Annotated in this window: 12 protein-coding genes and 3 pseudogenes; 6 read left to right on the forward strand and 9 right to left on the reverse strand. The window is 35.0% G+C overall.

Annotated features, from left to right (window positions below):
* Positions 1 to 108: 108 nt before the first annotated feature.
* From mutS to MWH06_05215, 3 genes are all read right to left on the reverse strand, one after another.
* Entirely contained in the window at positions 109 to 2,619 is a 2,511-nt protein-coding gene (gene mutS / locus MWH06_05205; GenBank protein UPA54690.1) for a DNA mismatch repair protein MutS, read from the reverse strand.
* Positions 2,620 to 3,098: 479 nt separating this feature from the next.
* Positions 3,099 to 3,917 carry an ankyrin repeat domain-containing protein gene (locus MWH06_05210; GenBank protein UPA54691.1) on the reverse strand — a complete coding sequence of 273 codons (819 nt, stop codon included), beginning with the start codon at positions 3,915 to 3,917 and terminating at the stop codon, positions 3,099 to 3,101.
* 177 nt (positions 3,918 to 4,094) lie between these two features.
* The gene (locus MWH06_05215) at positions 4,095 to 5,261 is read right to left on the reverse strand and encodes a Fic family protein (GenBank protein ID UPA54692.1); all 1,167 of its coding nucleotides are present in this window, start codon (positions 5,259 to 5,261) and stop codon (positions 4,095 to 4,097) included.
* Between the two features lie 268 nt (positions 5,262 to 5,529).
* Between MWH06_05215 and MWH06_05220 the strand changes: the two are divergent.
* The 5 genes and pseudogenes from MWH06_05220 (at position 5,530) to MWH06_05240 (ending at position 9,173) form a co-directional block, all read left to right on the forward strand.
* A pseudogene (locus MWH06_05220) lies at positions 5,530 to 6,216 on the forward strand (TerC family protein).
* Entirely contained in the window at positions 6,216 to 6,371 is a 156-nt protein-coding gene (locus tag MWH06_05225; protein UPA54693.1) for a hypothetical protein, read from the forward strand. The pseudogene MWH06_05220 and the gene MWH06_05225 overlap by 1 nt, the downstream one beginning before the upstream one ends.
* Before the next feature lie 132 nt (positions 6,372 to 6,503).
* Positions 6,504 to 7,457 (forward strand): D-alanine--D-alanine ligase, encoded by a 954-nt coding sequence (locus MWH06_05230; GenBank protein ID UPA54694.1) that lies wholly within the window; start codon positions 6,504 to 6,506, stop codon positions 7,455 to 7,457.
* Positions 7,438 to 8,196, forward strand: a complete 759-nt coding sequence (locus MWH06_05235; protein ID UPA54695.1) for an FtsQ-type POTRA domain-containing protein — start codon at positions 7,438 to 7,440, stop codon at positions 8,194 to 8,196. Before MWH06_05230 ends, MWH06_05235 begins: the two co-directional genes overlap by 20 nt.
* 162 nt (positions 8,197 to 8,358) lie before the next feature.
* Positions 8,359 to 9,173 (forward strand): annotated as a pseudogene (locus tag MWH06_05240) (transposase).
* A gap of 578 nt (positions 9,174 to 9,751) precedes the next feature.
* Here the strand turns inward: MWH06_05240 and murB are convergent.
* The 4 genes and pseudogenes from murB to MWH06_05260 all read right to left on the reverse strand — a co-directional run bounded on the left by murB (position 9,752) and on the right by MWH06_05260 (position 13,663).
* Positions 9,752 to 10,654: a UDP-N-acetylmuramate dehydrogenase gene (gene murB / locus MWH06_05245; protein ID UPA54696.1), complete on the reverse strand. Its 903-nt coding sequence runs from the start codon at positions 10,652 to 10,654 to the stop codon at positions 9,752 to 9,754.
* Positions 10,645 to 11,523 (reverse strand): hydroxymethylbilane synthase, encoded by an 879-nt coding sequence (gene hemC, locus MWH06_05250; GenBank protein UPA55760.1) that lies wholly within the window; start codon positions 11,521 to 11,523, stop codon positions 10,645 to 10,647. Before hemC ends, murB begins: the two co-directional genes overlap by 10 nt.
* Before the next feature lie 557 nt (positions 11,524 to 12,080).
* A pseudogene (locus MWH06_05255) lies at positions 12,081 to 12,808 on the reverse strand (transposase).
* A 600-nt stretch (positions 12,809 to 13,408) separates the two neighbouring features.
* A complete protein-coding gene (locus MWH06_05260; protein UPA54697.1) occupies positions 13,409 to 13,663 on the reverse strand; it encodes a hypothetical protein in 255 nt (84 codons plus the stop codon).
* On the opposite strand from MWH06_05260, the gene secD reads away from it, so the two are divergent.
* Positions 13,650 to 15,008, forward strand: coding sequence for a protein translocase subunit SecD (gene secD, locus MWH06_05265; GenBank protein UPA54698.1), 1,359 nt, complete (start codon positions 13,650 to 13,652; stop codon positions 15,006 to 15,008). The genes MWH06_05260 and secD overlap by 14 nt on opposite strands.
* Here secD and MWH06_05270 read toward each other — a convergent pair.
* On the reverse strand, positions 15,005 to 15,790 hold the full coding sequence (locus MWH06_05270; GenBank protein ID UPA54699.1) for an SDR family oxidoreductase: 786 nt from the start codon (positions 15,788 to 15,790) through the stop codon (positions 15,005 to 15,007). The two genes, secD and MWH06_05270, sit on opposite strands and share 4 nt — an antisense overlap.
* Positions 15,791 to 15,901: 111 nt before the next feature.
* Positions 15,902 to 16,717, reverse strand: a complete 816-nt coding sequence (locus MWH06_05275) for a transposase (protein UPA54700.1) — start codon at positions 16,715 to 16,717, stop codon at positions 15,902 to 15,904.
* Positions 16,718 to 17,010 lie beyond the last annotated feature (293 nt).

A 17,010-nucleotide genomic window follows, 5' to 3' on the forward strand; every position in this document is an offset into this window, starting at 1 on the left:
TCCCTCTCATATTTTAATTTTTTCCCTACTTCGTAGTCTGTTAACTTTGTGTCAGTAGCCATTCATAGGGTTCTCTCTACTTTTTCTGGGTAAGGTCAGAATTTCCTCTTAAGCCTTTAGCTCCTCAAATACTTCATTTGCTCTATTTAAAACAGAATCAGGAAAACCAGCAAGTTTTGCTACATGTATTCCATATGACTCATCTGCAATGCCTTCAATTACTTCATGTAGAAAGATAACCTCTCCGTTCCACTCTCTTATTTTTACACAAAAACATTTCACGTTCTTCAAGTATTTGCTTACTTTAGTTAATTCATGATAATGAGTTGCAAAAATGGCGCGACACTTATTTATGTTGTGAATGTGTTCAATTACTGCCTGAGCAATAGACAGGCCATCATACACTCCTGTGCCCCTGCCAATTTCATCAAGTATCACCAAGGAACGATCTGTTGCCTGATTTACTATCGTTGCTGTTTCGATCATCTCTACCATGAAGGTAGAATAACCAGCTGTTATATTATCTGTTGCACCAACCCTGCTAAATATCTTGTCAATCACTCCAATATGCGCACTTTCTGCTGGCACAAATGACCCCATGTGAGCTAAAACTGCAATGAGAGCGTTTTGCCTCAAAAAAGTGCTTTTTCCCGCCATATTAGGCCCAGTAATTAGATGTATACCAGCTAAATTGATGCTATTTGCAATGAATTTATCGTTAACTTCAACCACTGGATGTCTTCCACTACAGATATTGAACTCTTTACTGTCATCGATAATGGGTTTTACGTAATTATTTTGCACTGCAAGCTCCGCAAACGTGGCTCTAATATCAAGTTTTGCCAAAGCATTTGCAGCAAGAGCAATTTTTTCAGATTCTTTAGCGACTTCACTACACAGTTCGCTAAAAATTTTCACTTCTAAGCCGATTGCAGCATCACGTGCCGTAAGAATTTTATTTTCTAGTTCTTTCAATTCATTAGTAGTATAGCGCATGCTATTTGCTAAGCTTTGCCTATGAATAAATATGTCCGAAGTTATTTTGTGATTTGCTGACACTTCAACGTAATAACCAAGTATATTGTTGTGTAGTATTTTGAGTGCGGCAATGCCAGTTAGGTTGCGATAAGACTCACGGAGCTTAGTTACCAACTTGTTACTGTTGTTCAATATATAAGATAACTCAGATAATTCTGAGTTGTATTTTGGATTGATAAATCCTCCTTCTTTTACGGAACTGAGGTTGTTATCAAGTATAGCGCTGTTTAGAAGCTCGAATAGATCTTTATGATTACCAAGACTTTTATGTATTGTGCTTAGTTCACTCTCGTCACTACTTATCACCTGAGTAGTAAACACTGGTTCCTTTTCTCTGGTTAAGCACTGGAATGATATCTGAGAGTTAATTGCTGGTTTTTCACTTAAACAATAATTATGCAAGGTAGACAGAAACTCAGATAACTCTAAAGTTTTTCCTAGGCCTATTTTTAATAGGTTCATATCCTTTGGTGAACCACGTCCTAGTATTAAGCGCGATAAAGACCTCTCAATATCCGGAATGTTAGATAATATCTCTCGTATTTTTCTGCGTGGCTCATGATTATTTACAAAAAATTGAGCGGTGCTGAGCCTCAAATTGATTGCCTTGGAGCAAGCAAGTGGTGAAGCGAGCATTTGTTTGAGCAGGCGTCCACCAGAGGCTGTAACTGTGTGATCAATAACTGAAATTAGTGAACCTTTCTTTTCACCAAATTGAGTTGTAAACAACTCAAGATTTCTCCTTGCTGAAGCATCAATAAGCATGAAATTTTGTTGCTTATAGGTTTTTGGGAATTCAAGCCTTGGAATGGAGCCCCTTTGTGTTACTCTGACATATTCAAGCAGTGCACCGCACGCTATGATTTCTACTTTGCTGAAATTTCCTATACTCCCAAGTTCCCTGATTTTATAAAACTCGCATAACGTTCTGTGAGATTTACTGTACTCAAAAAAACTCTGTGCGTGTTGTGTAATTGATATTTTATAATTTTTTAAAATCGATCTAATTTTTTCGTCCTCAATGAATTTTTCAGAAATTAATAATTCTCTTGGTGATATACGCAATAAATCACTATCTAGAGCTTTCAAATTCGTTAAAGTGTGAAAAAATTTTCCCGTTGATAATTCAAGCCAACTAATAGCATATTCGTCATTTTGTTCAACTATGGATGCGAGATAATTATTGCTTTTATCCTCCAGTAGCGAATCTTCTATAATTGTACCTGGAGTTACAACTCGTACTACATCACGTTTTACTATGGATTTATAGCCCCTCTTTTTTGCTTCATCAGCAGTTTCTAATTGGTCACAGATTGCTACTTTGAATCCTAAATCTATTAGCTTGTGTAGGTAAGATTCGCTACTGTGTGCTGGTACTCCACACATTGGTATTTCTTGCCCATTTGAATTGCCCCTTTTGGTTAGCACTATATTCAGCAATTTCGCAGCTTTAATAGCATCATCGAAAAACAACTCATAAAAATCTCCTAGCCTATAAAATAGCAGATGATCCTTGTATTGAGCTTTCAGGTTCAAATACTGCTCCATCACAGGGGTGTTTTTTTCTTTCACGAAGCTCATAATATTTTTTAATATATTGTATTGATAAACGTTATTATAGATTATATTGCACATACATAAAATTTAAATAGGTGTATAGAGGGAAAAATTTAAAACAATTAAATTTCTTGGATCCAAGTAGTCAGGACACTTGGATGACATAAAGAGTAGGAGTATTTGATGACAAAAAAACAAAAAACGCAGTTGTCATTCCAGCGCGTGACGCTGGAATCCAGCTTCTATGCAACCTCATCAAAAACATTCATTTAGTGTAAGATCAGCTACTTTCCATGCTAGTTTGCTTGTTCACAAGCAAACTTTTCTGGATCCCAGTGTCAAGCACTGGGATGACATCATAGGGGCGCTGGGATGACACCCTCCTTGTGTGTATTATAGCTAAAGTGACTTACGACAATTTGAAAAACGACGCATTCGTCATTCCGCTACTAGTTAGCGGAATCTATACCGCGAATGAATCGCGGTATGACGTGTTGCTTGGGTCAGCTATATGTAAGTTGTGGCCCTTCTTTATCATTTGCGGCAGTTGCACCATCAACAGATATTTCAGAGCTAACAGTTTTTTCTATCGCTTTAGCCTGTTCATAGTCTTGACTCAAAAAATACATGGCCAGTCCAATAGCTATACTAGCAACAAGAGAAGATGCTATCATTACACCTAGTATCATACCACCAGAAAGACTTACTGCAACACACACACCAGCTCCAAATGTAACACCAAGAAAACCACCAATTATTACGCCAGGCACCAAACTGCCTATCATAGCGCTTTCTTTTTTCGTATTAGCTTGTTTTTTCATACTTTTAATAAGCACTTCTTTTGTTTTTCCTTGAGCTAAATCTAAAGGAATTTTATTATCCGTGTTTTGTATCAAAGGATTTGCACTATGTGTAACAAGAAGGGTGATTATTTCTTCAGTTTTATTACCTATAACTGCATGATGTAGTAATGTATTTCCCTTTTCATCTTTAAAGTTTATATGAGTACGAAATTCTTCATCTAGATTTCTTATTGGGTTGTTTTTTGCATATATCCTAGATTGTATTGCTCCATCTAAGTATTGTATTACTTGTTCTAGTGATTGCTCGCCAGGATTTTGTATAAAATGAAGCAGAATTTCGTGTATTATCGCTTCCTTTGTAGTTTTTGGGCATCGTAAAGCACATGCAAATGTGTCTTTATTAATAGTTATTTCTTTGTTTTGTTTAAGGAAATCTTTTAACTTTCCAACTCTATTTATACTGTTATTTTCGCTAGTAATTATCGATTGTAAAGTTTTTCTGTTATCGTCACCAGTCATGCTATCCTCCTTGGTTTGATTGCATTGCTCATTAAAAAATAATATAATAAATCCTGCTAAAAGTCAAGCAATTGATTAATAAGTTAATATAATCTTCCAAAAGGAGCTCCTTACTTTTTGTTCAGCATGTCCATTGGATCAGACTCTTTAAGCTTGCTGTTTTATTCATCACAATAGCTACAATGTGCTATCGAAGTTCTCTGTAATCTTAGTTGGTTCTTCTAGAATATTCAAAATATCAGTTGCACAAAAAACCCGATCTCTCTTTCCTTGAGAAGTTTGTGAAACGATGCCTAAATCTTCAAGCTTTACGATTGCTCTTTGGGCTGTTGTAAATACGACACCTAAGTTTTCAACTACTTTCCTTATAGTAAAGTAAGGGTTTACAGCGAGATACCTTACAATACCACTTGCAACTCCTTCAGTTTTAGAACTAACTTCAGTTTGCCAATTTGCAATCAAAATGTTAATTCGTTCTGCTCTTGACAATGCATCCAATGATTGCAGTACTACACCATTTAAGAAATAAGAGAACCAATCATGCCACGTGCCTCTGTTGCTTATATTGTAAAGTTGGTCATAATACTCACTTCTTGTAGCTTCAAAAAATGCACTTAAGTATAATAGAGGTGATTGTAATAATTTTCTTTCGATCAGAAGTAATGTTATTAATAAACGTCCAATACGTCCATTGCCGTCCAAGAATGGGTGAATCGCTTCAAATTGATAATGACATAGAGCTATATGTATAAGTGAGGGTAATGTTCTATCATGTAGAAACTTTTCAAAAGAGTTCAAGCAACCCATCAGTTCACCTGGCATTGGTGGCACATATTTTGCTGTGTCTATTGTACATCCTGGGCTTCCAATCCAATTTTGCACTCGGCGAAATTCTCCTGGAGTTGCATGAGAACCTCTTACGCCTTGCATAAGTTTTCCGTGAATTTCTTTAACCAACTGAAGCGACAGTGGAAAAGATTGTAAACGTTTTAGTCCATAATCGAGCGCTGATATATAATTGCGTACTTCTTGTAAATCATCGGGGTTGCGATCTACATTAGCACCTGCTTCTTGAGCCAAAATTTCACCAAGAGTTGCTTGAGTTCCCTCGATTCTACTTGAAAGAACCGCTTCACGTACTATAAAGGGTCGCATGAGAAGATGAGGGTTAGGCAATTTAGCTCCTTCCATGGATAACATACCCAAAATATGATCTGCTCTGGAAAGACTATTAACTAAATCATTGTCCCATTCAAATTTTGGTGGCAAGGGGCTTGGTATAAATGCCTGATAACCAGCGAATGCTCTAACAACTTTGCCTGATGGTGATCCTTTAATATACATTCATTCAACCTAGCACACTATTTTTACAGTATATATTATTTTCAAATAAAGTCAAAAATGAAAATAAGGCTTTATCTTATTTGCGTGTATGAAAATAAGAAACTCTCTTATTATTGATTTTGCTCAAAAACGAAAATAGAAGAGGCTGCTGAGCTTTATATTAGCAGTTATCCTGTTTTTCTGGAGAACTGCTATAAAACTTCTGAGTGAAGTCACTTAATTTTTACACATCTATTGTAGAGTAAAAAGAGCCGAATTTGGGACAAAAATGCTAGCTGATACTTGGACTTTACTGACACTTACACTACTTGAAACTATACTTAGTGTAGACAATTTAATCTTTATTTCTCTAGCAATAGATAAGGTACCAAATGTGCTGAGAGAAAGAGTGCGCCTTATGGGGCCTTGGATTAGCGCTATTAATGCGTTTTGTAATACTATTTTTTACATCATCTATATTGTTAATGCAAAAACCTATATTTCACACTGCATCGCTAAATATTTCAGCAAGGGATTTACTTATGATTGCAGGGGGATTATTCCTTATTATTAAAAGCTCTATGGAGTTACGAGATGACATCTTTGTATGTAAGAAAAATAAAAAGAAAGCAAACGTTAAATCAAAATTTTTTTAGTTGTGCTACAAATTATATTAATAGATTTAGTTTTTTCAGTTGATTCGATATTAACTGCTATAGCACTAACTTATAACATGATAATAATTGCCACAGCGTTTACATTTTCCATGCTAGCAATGCTGTTTTTATCAAGTTATACCGCCCAGTTAATCAAATCTAATCCAGGTTTAAAAGTAATTGCTATCTTATTTATTTTACTTGTCGGTGTGTACCTCATACTTCATGGATTTCATATAGAATTACCAAAAGGATATTTGTATTCTTCATTTATGTTTGCACTGCTTGTGGAAGTTATAAGCAAAATAAAGAAAACGTAGTGTGTAGATATAGTCTCACTCAAGCGAGATTTTCCTATGGATTTAAGGTAATAAGAGGAAGTAGTAATGTTTCTGTTGGCTATTACTTAGAGAGAGGTTTGTTAAGTCGTGGTTACCTTCATGGGCCGGAAGTGGGAGTAAATTTTAACTTTTAAGGATTTAACATGTATGAAAACCTGTATGCAGTCTAAAAGACATGGTAGAGTAGGTATAATTTATATAGAAAATATGTGCGTAAGTCCATATTATAACTTAAAATGCAGACGTTAGCATAAAAATTATATAGAATGCTCATGATTCCAACTATAGCAATTTTAAGTGGTGGATTTTCTTGCGAAAGAGAAATATCGCTTATGAGTGGAAAAGCAGTAAAGAAAGCGCTTGATAGCCTTTCGTATAATGCAATAGAAATAGATGTTGACAGCAACATTGCTGAAAAGCTTAAAAAAATCAATCCCCACCTTGCTTTTATCGCTCTGCATGGACCTTATGGTGAAGATGGCTGCATTCAAGGTTTATTGGAGATTTTAGGTATAAAATATACACACTCAGGAGTTATGGCTTCTGCTGTTGCTATGAATAAAGTGATGTCAAAACATATATTTCGATCCCTTAGTATTGACACTCCAAAAGGTTATGTAATTAGCCGAGAAGATCTACTAAAAAATAATATTAAAATCGATTATCCGTACGTTTTAAAACCAATTAACGAAGGTTCTAGCATTGGAGTACATATGATTTTCTCGCATGAGGATTACTTGAAGCTAAAAGATGGCAATTCTACCATCATGGAAAAAATGATCATAGAAGAATACATTCCAGGTGTAGAGTTACACACTGCTGTATTGCTAGATGAAGCAATTGGCACTATGGAAATACGACCAAAAAATAAATTCTATGATTATGAAGCAAAGTATACAGATGGATTTGCAGAACATATATTTCCTGCTGAAATTCCTGACAATATATATAAAATGACCTTGGAACACGCACTGAAAGTTCATCGATTTTTAGGATGCAAAACTATTTCCCGCTCAGATTTCCGTTATAATCCCAAAAATAACACTTTAAAAATGCTTGAGATTAATACACATCCTGGCTTTACTGAGTTATCGTTAGTGCCAGAAATTGCAAAATTGGCAAAAGGAATCAATTTTAATGAATTAGTTAAAATTATTATTGAAGATAGTTTGCAGCACAAAAATATTAGGGATTTAAGTCATGTTGAGCAGTATTACTAGAAGCCAAAGGAGTTTTTTGCGTAAGTGTGCCTTGGTTATTATCACAGCACTTTTTCTTACGCTAATACTCTACAGCTCACTTGATAAAATAATAAATCGATTTAATTACTACTTTACTTGGTATAATGGCTGCCTATCTAGTTTATTACTCAGTAGTGGATTTTCAATCGACGAAGTAGTCGTGAGCGGCAATAAATTTACAAACAAAAAGGATATTCTAAGTTTGACAGATAGAACGCAACCTATCATGTATATATCACTTTCAAAGCTTGCCGGTAACATACAATCCGTAAGCAGATGGATAAAATACGTAAGAGTTCACAGAATTTTACCCAATACCCTACATATTAATATAGATGAGCATAAACCATTTGCTCTCTGGAAAGATAATAACAAAACCTCGGTAATTGATTTCGAAGGCAAAGTGATCGTAGATGACTATCCAGTAGATGATCTTGTTGTAATTACAGGACAAAACTCGTTATCAAACCTAGAATTTGTTAGAGATGTGTTAGAGAGTAAAACTCAATTAAGTGACCACATTTCTTCTTTTGCTTATATAGGGAATAGAAGATGGAATATCATACTTGATAACGATTCCACAGTGAAACTGCCTGAAGATAACCCTTCTAGTGCATGGGACTATTTAAACCACTTACACAATACAACTGATTTTACTTTCAGCGATTGGAGTATTATTGATATGCGTATTACTGATAAAATTTTTGTGAAGAGGTGATCTGCTGTCATCCAAGTAGCGGGATGACGAGCTTATCGTCATGCTGCCGCGAACCGTCATACCGCCGCGGTATCTCTTAGCATAAGACCTGCTGAAAAAGGTGATTGAAAAAATGATGTGAGAGAGGTAGAAGAAGAATAAGCAGATCAAGTAAGGAAAAAAATGAGCTTTAGTTACTATAATATGAAAAAATACCCAAGAAACTTTCGTAATATAACAGGTTTAACTATAGAGGAGTTCGAAAAAGTAGTGGAAAAAGTGAGGTCTGGATAGGAAAAACAGAAAAAGTGTCATGGTAGAAGATCAAAACTACCAACTCTGGAAGATAAGTTGTTTTGCGTAATTTTGTACTATCGCACTTACATAACACATAGATTTTTAGGATGCCTATTCAATGTACACAACGCAAATGTATGTAGGTTACTTAAGAGAATAGAGCCATTACTCGCCAAAAAAGTGACTATAACAAAAGATAGAAGTATGACGCCAGAAAAAATACTGAAGATTTTGGCTGATGTTACAGAACAGCAAATACAGAGACCAGAAGATAGTAAAAAACGGAAGAAATCATATTCAGGAAAAAAAGAACCAACACTATGAAAACTGAGATTATTATCGAAGAAGGAGGAAGAATTTTATCAGTGTCAAAGTCATACCGTGGTAGAATTAGTGATTTCCGCATAAGGAAACAAGAAAAATATTTACCACTTGATAGCATAAAACATGCCGATTCTGGATATCAAGGTTGGCAAAAATTGCAAAGCAATGTTATAATTCCATATAAAAAGTATCGTAAAAAGCCATTAACTCCAGAGCATAATAGAAGATTAGCATCATTTAGAATGAGAGTAGAAAACAAGATCCGAGAGATAAAGATATTTAAGATTATGTCGAATGTTTATCGCAATTTTCAGAAAAAATATAACCTGAGGTTCAATATTATTGCTGGTATTGTAAATCTTAAGCACGCCTTTTAGTTAACCTTGATTTTAGTCACCCTCCTTTCCTTTTTTTTATCGCTTGATTCGCAGCAGGTCTTATAGATCCCGCTAACAAGCAGCGGGATGACGGTTGTCGTTTAGTTACAAATATTAAGAAATTTACCAAACGAAAAAAAGGCAAAAGAAGCCCCGAGTAGCGAGTTTTGACTCTATATTACTGTAAGTGGCGCTGTAATAATGTGCTAACGCTTAAAATAAGCGCGATTTGGCTGAATGTAGAAAAAATAAAAAAGACATGCAGCCGCTATAATTTTATGTAATCCGCCAATAAATACTCTGAGTTTTTTACTGAATTTTGTCATTGAGCCTGCAGGTCAAAAACAAGTTTTGAGTCATAAATACCCTTATTATCATAATAAGGGGGCTGGCGAGGCTTGTCAAGTAGTTTTTCGTTTAATCCGTTTCTATAAATCTGGATTTCAGCGTTATGCGCTGGAATAACAACGTAAGGTAAATTTTTCAACATCCCAAAATTACAGAATTTAGTCTGTTTAATTAAGTGTGAAAGGTTACGATCATGCTGAGTCATTAGGAAAGATTAGAATATACAGAAGCTATAAAAACTGTCTAATAGCGCTACCCAAAACCCTTATCTCCCACTCAAGTTCAACATTAAATTTATCCTTCACTGCATCTTTTACTCTGTTGCCAAGGTTTTCCAAGTCAGATGCAGTTGCATTATCGTAATTGAGCAAGAAGTTACAATGTTTCTTAGAGATTCTAGCTCCACCAATATTTAACTCTAGGCAGCCAGATTTATCAATTAACTCCCATGCTCGGTAGTTTTTTGGATTTTTGAATATGCACCCAGCAGTTTTTCCTCTTATTGGCTGGCTTTTATTTTTTTTCTCAACAATTTCCTTTAACCTTTGCAATATAAGCTCATACTCTGAGTTTATTCCTTTAAACTCAGCTTCAACAAAAATCCAATTTCCTTTTAGGCTATGTCCACGGTAAAAATACCCCATTTCTTCGCTGGAGAACTCATATAGGTTTCCATCCTCTAGATTCACTGCTTTTATGGATTGTACAACGCTTGCGATGTCACTACCATACGCACCTGCATTCATTTCTATTCCGCCACCAACTGTTCCTGGAATTCCAACTAGAAACTCGAGTCCACTAATTTGTCGCTCTCCTGCAAAGTAAGCAAGGTTCCTGAGCAGCGCAGCTCCCCCAGCTACAATAGAGTTGTTACCCTTACTTTTAATATATGCAAACTCCTTACCTAATTTTACTGTTATTCCTCGAATGCCACTATCTCGTACTATTATGTTGGATGTTGCACCAATAACACTAACTGGCAGTTCAGTATTTTTAATCAAGTATGTTAAATCTTCAATATCACATGGTTTAAATAACACATCAGCTCGTCCACCGACGTTTAACCACGTCGCTTTAGACATTAAGATGTCATAACGATAGACTCCACGTACTTTAGGTAAGCTTATAAGCATTTTGATTTCAACTCTAGTCCTGCATCCATACCCATTTTCTCCGCATCTTCTATAAATGAAGTGCGCTCAGTGAAGTATATATTTTTTCCACTTGCTAACATACAACAAAGGTATAGCATATTTTCGTTTACATATTCAGCCAAAGCTGCAAGTGGTGTAAAACATGAACCATTCACTGTCTTCATAAAACTGCGCTCTGATTTCACTCTTATAAAAGACATATTATTATTAATTTTCTCTAAAAGATCGATAATTTTTACATCATTCCTTCTACATTGAATACAAATCGCTCCCTGTCCCACCGCACTTAACATAACTTTTGGTGGCAATACCTCTGTAATTAAGTGATGCTTTTCTAATCTTATGAGTCCAGCTTCAGCTAAAATTATTCCATCAAAACTTTGATTTTGCAATCTAGTTGTTACATTTCCACGTAGCGGTACTATATTTAAATCTGGTCTAACATTTAACAACTGAACTTTTCTTCTTATTGAAGAAGTGGCAATAGTAGCCTGCTGTGGCAAAGACTCAAGGCTATTGTGTTTATGAGAAATAAACGCATCGCATGGACTTAGCCTTTCTAAAACACAAGGAATTGTTAAATCCCCTGAGAAAAACGCAGGCACATCCTTTAGTGAATGAACTGCCATATCTATATTATTTTCGAGCAATTCAGTCTCAATTTCTTTAATGAATAATCCTTTGCCTCCCATTTCAGCAAGATTTGCGTTTGCATACTTATCTCCAGAAGTTTTTATTTTAACAATCTCAATAGATAAGTTAGGAAAAGAATCCAGCAACTTTTGTTTTGCTTCCAAAGCCTGGGCAACTGCAAGCTTGCTTCCTCTGGTACCTATTTTGACTAGCATGTGTACGATTGTTTGTCTGATGTCATTCAAGTAGCTGACTACTTGGATCCAGTTTAATTCATTATATAAACCTTTGCATTTATTGTACTTTAACTTAAAACCAAAAGCAACTTTGACTTTACAAAATAATAATCTTTTATATGCATAAATAAGCTTACTGGATTCTAGTGCCCCCTATCCAAGTAGCTGACACTGGTTCCTTTATGACGGCAGCGCCCCTATCCAGTGTCAGCTACTCGGATGACAAAAAAAGGGGCACTGGGATGACACCTGTAGCTCTACGTCATACCGCCGCGGTATCTCTTAACATAAGACCTGCTGCAAAAGGTGATTGAAAAAATGATGTGAGAGAGGTAGAAGAAGAATAAGCAGATCAAGTAAGGAAAAAAAATGAGCTTTAGTTACTATAATATGAAAAAACACCCAAGAAACTTTCGTAATATAACAGGTTTAACTATAGACCTGCTGCGAATCAAGCGATAAAAAAAAGGAAAGGAGGGTGACTAAAATCAAGGTTAACTAAAAGGCGTGCTTAAGATTTACAATACCAGCAATATAATCTTAAATATCTTTATCTCTCGGATCTTGTTTTCTACTCTGTCATTCTAAATGATGCTAATCTTCTATTATGCTCTGGAGTTAATGGCTTTTTACGATACTTTTTATATGGAATTATAACATTGCTTTGCAATTTTTGCCAACCTTGATATCCAGAATCGGCATGTTTTATGCTATCAAGTGGTAAATATTTTTCTTGTTTCCTTATGCGGAAATCACTAATTCTACCACGGTATGACTTTGACACTGATAAAATTCTTCCTCCTTCTTCGATAATAATCTCAGTTTTCATAGTGTTGGTTCTTTTTTTTCCTGAATATGATTTCTTCCGTTTTTTACTATCTTCTGGTCTCTGTATTTGCTGTTCTGTAACATCAGCCAAAATCTTCAGTATTTTTTCTGGCGTCATACTTCTATCTTTTGTTATAGTCACTTTTTTGGCGAGTAATGGCTCTATTCTCTTAAGTAACCTACATACATTTGCGTTGTGTACATTGAATAGGCATCCTAAAAATCTATGTGTTATGTAAGTGCGATAGTACAAAATTACGCAAAACAACTTATCTTCCAGAGTTGGTAGTTTTGATCTTCTACCATGACACTTTTTCTGTTTTTCCTATCCAGACCTCACTTTTTCCACTACTTTTTCGAACTCCTCTATAGTTAAACCTGTTATATTACGAAAGTTTCTTGGGTGTTTTTTCATATTATAGTAACTAAAGCTCATTTTTTTTCCTTACTTGATCTGCTTATTCTTCTTCTACCTCTCTCACATCATTTTTTCAATCACCTTTTTCAGCAGGTCTATAGATCCCGCTAACACGTAGCGGGATGACGGTTGTCGGTAGGCCTAAATTACTTTAGCCATAAATATTTAAGAAATTCACCAAACGAAAAAAAAGGCAAAAGAAGCCCTAGTCATTGTCTATTTTCAGTATTGGCGTTTTTTAAGTCTTAAACGCTGCAATTTAGCTGCTTTTAAACGACAACTAACCTTAGCTTTAATATTTAAGAAATTTACTAGGCAGAAAAAAAAGGCATAGAAAACCCGTGGTAGCTAGTTATTACACTCTCTATTTTAAAATTTGACGTTGGGCGATGTCTTGAACGCTTTATAAGCGCGTTTCAGCTTATGTAGGTAAAAACCTAGAAATTTTATAAAGACATACGGTGCACATAGTGCAAAAAATTAAACAATAGTACGCCAAATACAAGTTTTCTTGTCATTTTAATCTGCTGCAGAGATTGCGAAGTTAAATAAAATAGCTTCACTTTCATGATAAGGGGGCTGGCGGGGTTTGTCAAGTAAGTTTTTTCGTTTCTATAGCTACTTGGATAGGTTATTTGGACAATAGAGAATTTTACAAAAATCTATTTTTAACTTACAATCAATTATTACAATTTTAAACCTACAACTTATGTACAACAGGCTTATAGTCAAATCTTTTTCAGTATTATGCATCTGTTTACTTGCTTTATACATAACACTGCCAAATTTCTTTGATAATAAGCTTTTTATTTCGAAAAAAAGAATAAACTTAGGCCTTGACCTGAAAGGAGGGGCATCTTTGCTTTTAAACATAGACTTAGACTTCTATTTTAAGGAAAAGCTAAGCATGTTAGCAGGTGAGATAAAAGAGACATTGCTAACAAAAAATATTGAATCTAACGTACAAAATAGCGTTGTAACTTTAAATAATATTGATGATTATAAAAAAGCATCTGCGTTGATTAATGCGATAAATCCAAATTTAGAGCTAAATAAGAAAGATTCTTCAATTCTCATTTCGTATAAACCCCATTATAAAAATTCTTTGATCAGTGAAGTAGTTGTAGAATCAATAAACAATGTCCAGCGCCGTTTGGATAAACTTGGCACAAAGGAAGTCAGTGTTCAAAAACAAGGGCAGAATAAAATATTAGTGCAGGTGCCTGGAGTAGAAGACACCAAGCAGATAAAATCTCTGCTTGGCAAAACTGCTAAGCTAGCTTTCCATTTAGCAAACACCAGCGTGGCTAAAATGCAGGATGTAGATCACGAAACTACTGTCATGCTCAAGGATTCTTTAGGTAATTCTTATCCAATATTCCGCAAAACTGAAATAGGTGGTGATTCGCTGGTTAACGCATCAGTTAGATTTGGTCACTTAGGTAAACCAACAGTGCATTTTAAATTTGACAGCATAGCGAGTAAAAGATTCGCGAAAATCACTAAAGAAAATGTGGGAAAACCTTTTGCAATTGTTCTGGATAACACAGTCTTAACAGTACCTACAATACGTGAGCCAATTTTAAATGGAGAGGGAGAAATTAGCGGTAATTTCACTGAAAAACAAGCAAGCGAACTTGCAATACTTTTAAAATCTGGAGCACTGCCAGCACCACTTAAAATAATTGAAGAAAAAAACATTGGCCCAAGCCTTGGAGAAGAATCAATAAAGGAAGGGGAAATGGCAGCAACAATCTCTATTATAGCCGTGGCTTTATTTATAATTATCACTTACGGCAAATTAGGTATATTAGCTTCTGTTGCGCTTTTTTCTAATGTAATTCTTATATTATCAATTCTCACTCTGCTTGAAGCAACTCTAACTTTACCTGGAATTGCAGGTATTGCACTCACTGTCGGTATGGCGGTGGATGCAAATGTTTTAATATTTGAGCGAATTCGTGAGGAAATCAAATCTGGCAAGAGAGTGGAACGTGCTATTGAAGAAGGGTTTAAAAACGCTATAAAGACAATACTGGATTCAAATATCACAACACTCATTGTTGCAGGAATAATGTTCATTATTGGCAGCGGAGCAATTAGAGGCTTTTCTGTCACTTTATCAATAGGAATTTTATGTTCGATGTTTTCTGCAATCACAGTCACAAAACTCCTGATAGAGTTGTGTATGAACCCGAAGAAACTAGCGCTTTGTTAGTCAACCACCTTCATTCCCACAACATTATATCCTGAATCGACGTGCAAAATTTCTCCAGTAGTGCCACTACTTAAGTCGCTTAATAAGTATAGCGCTGCCTTGCCAACATCCTCTATTGTAACATTGCGTCTAAGTGGAGAATTATTTCTATTCCATTCTGATATGAAGTGAAAATCGCTTATTCCAGAAGATGCTAAAGTTCTGATTGGACCGGCGGAAATTGCATTTACTCTGATATTTTGTGGCCCGAGATCACATGCTATATATTTTACACTTGCTTCAAGTGCTGCTTTACATAAACCCATAACGTTATAATTTGGCATAACTTTTTCAGCGCCATAATAAGATAAAGTAAGTAAACTACCACCACCTGACATCATTTTTTCAGCTCTTTGCGCTAAAGCAGTGAAAGAATAGCACGATATATGCATTGCATTGAGGAAGTTATTCAGTGAAGTATTGACATATTTACCATCTAACTCATTTTTATCGGAGAATGCTATTGCATGCACCAAAAAGTCAAGAGTACCCCATTTTTTCTCTATTATTTCAAAAGCGTTATCTACGATTTTTTCATTTGAAACGTCACAGTGTAATATTAGCTCCACATTTAATTCATCTGCTATTGGTGATAGTTTTTCTTTTATTATTTCATTCTGGTAGGTGATTGCAAGTTCTGCTCCGTGCTCTGAGAGAGTTTTTGCTATACCGTATGCTATCGATCTCTTATTTATTATTCCGGTTATTAATCCCTTTTTGCCTTGTAATAGACTTGCCGTCATAGAACTATCTGCTTTTTTATAATTTGAAGTATTAACTAGATAAAGTCAATAGACCTGCTGCGAATCAAGCGATAAAAAAAAGGAAAGGAGGGTGACTAAAATCAAGGTTAACTAAAAGGCGTGCTTAAGATTTACAATACCAGCAATAATATTGAACCTCAGGTTATATTTTTTCTGAAAATTGCGATAAACATTCGACATAATCTTAAATATCTTTATCTCTCGGATCTTGTTTTCTACTCTCATTCTAAATGATGCTAATCTTCTATTATGCTCTGGAGTTAATGGCTTTTTACGATACTTTTTATATGGAATTATAACATTGCTTTGCAATTTTTGCCAACCTTGATATCCAGAATCGGCATGTTTTATGCTATCAAGTGGTAAATATTTTTCTTGTTTCCTTATGCGGAAATCACTAATTCTACCACGGTATGACTTTGACACTGATAAAATTCTTCCTCCTTCTTCGATAATAATCTCAGTTTTCATAGTGTTGGTTCTTTTTTTTCCTGAATATGATTTCTTCCGTTTTTTACTATCTTCTGGTCTCTGTATTTGCTGTTCTGTAACATCAGCCAAAATCTTCAGTATTTTTTCTGGCGTCATACTTCTATCTTTTGTTATAGTCACTTTTTTGGCGAGTAATGGCTCTATTCTCTTAAGTAACCTACATACATTTGCGTTGTGTACATTGAATAGGCATCCTAAAAATCTATGTGTTATGTAAGTGCGATAGTACAAAATTACGCAAAACAACTTATCTTCCAGAGTTGGTAGTTTTGATCTTCTACCATGACACTTTTTCTGTTTTTCGCATCCAGACCTCACTTTTTCCACTACTTTTTCGAACTCCTCTATAGTTAAACCTGTTATATTACGAAAGTTTCTTGGGTATTTTTTCATATTATAGTAACTAAAGCTCATTTTTTTCCTTACTTGATCTGCTTATTCTTCTTCTACCTCTCTCACATCATTTTTTCAATCACCTTTTTCAGCAGGTCTAATTATGTTTTAAAACATTTTTTGCAGTAACTTGAAGTCTAATACCACTGTTAACAAAAAGGCAGCGATGAGATTTTCTAGCAGTTGTCTATCTTAGATTGCTTCTTATTAAAAAAAATAAAGCTTTATTAATTAAATATTATAGTTAATAATTACACTTTCTTGACAAGTAATTAAAATAGTGTTAAACTACGTGTATAAAATAATCAGTGAGG

It is taken from the genome of Wolbachia pipientis, from assembly GCA_023052945.1.
Taxonomy (GTDB): Bacteria; Pseudomonadota; Alphaproteobacteria; order Rickettsiales; family Anaplasmataceae; genus Wolbachia.

Bases quoted from the DNA above. Each gene is read 5' to 3' on its own strand.
- mutS (UPA54690.1), bottom strand. From the start codon at position 2,619: ATGAGCTTCGTGAAAGAAAAAAACACCCCTGTGATGGAGCAGTATTTG.
- hemC (UPA55760.1), bottom strand. From the start codon at position 11,523: ATGCTAGTCAAAATAGGTACCAGAGGAAGCAAGCTTGCAGTTGCCCAG.
- MWH06_05215 (UPA54692.1), bottom strand. From the start codon at position 5,261: ATGTATATTAAAGGATCACCATCAGGCAAAGTTGTTAGAGCATTCGCT.
- murB (UPA54696.1), bottom strand. From the start codon at position 10,654: ATGCTTATAAGCTTACCTAAAGTACGTGGAGTCTATCGTTATGACATC.
- MWH06_05210 (UPA54691.1), bottom strand. From the start codon at position 3,917: ATGACTGGTGACGATAACAGAAAAACTTTACAATCGATAATTACTAGC.
- MWH06_05260 (UPA54697.1), bottom strand. From the start codon at position 13,663: ATGTTTAAAAGCAAAGATGCCCCTCCTTTCAGGTCAAGGCCTAAGTTT.
- MWH06_05270 (UPA54699.1), bottom strand. From the start codon at position 15,790: ATGACGGCAAGTCTATTACAAGGCAAAAAGGGATTAATAACCGGAATA.
- MWH06_05230 (UPA54694.1), top strand. From the start codon at position 6,504: ATGCTCATGATTCCAACTATAGCAATTTTAAGTGGTGGATTTTCTTGC.
- MWH06_05275 (UPA54700.1), bottom strand. From the start codon at position 16,717: ATGAGCTTTAGTTACTATAATATGAAAAAATACCCAAGAAACTTTCGT.
- MWH06_05235 (UPA54695.1), top strand. From the start codon at position 7,438: ATGTTGAGCAGTATTACTAGAAGCCAAAGGAGTTTTTTGCGTAAGTGT.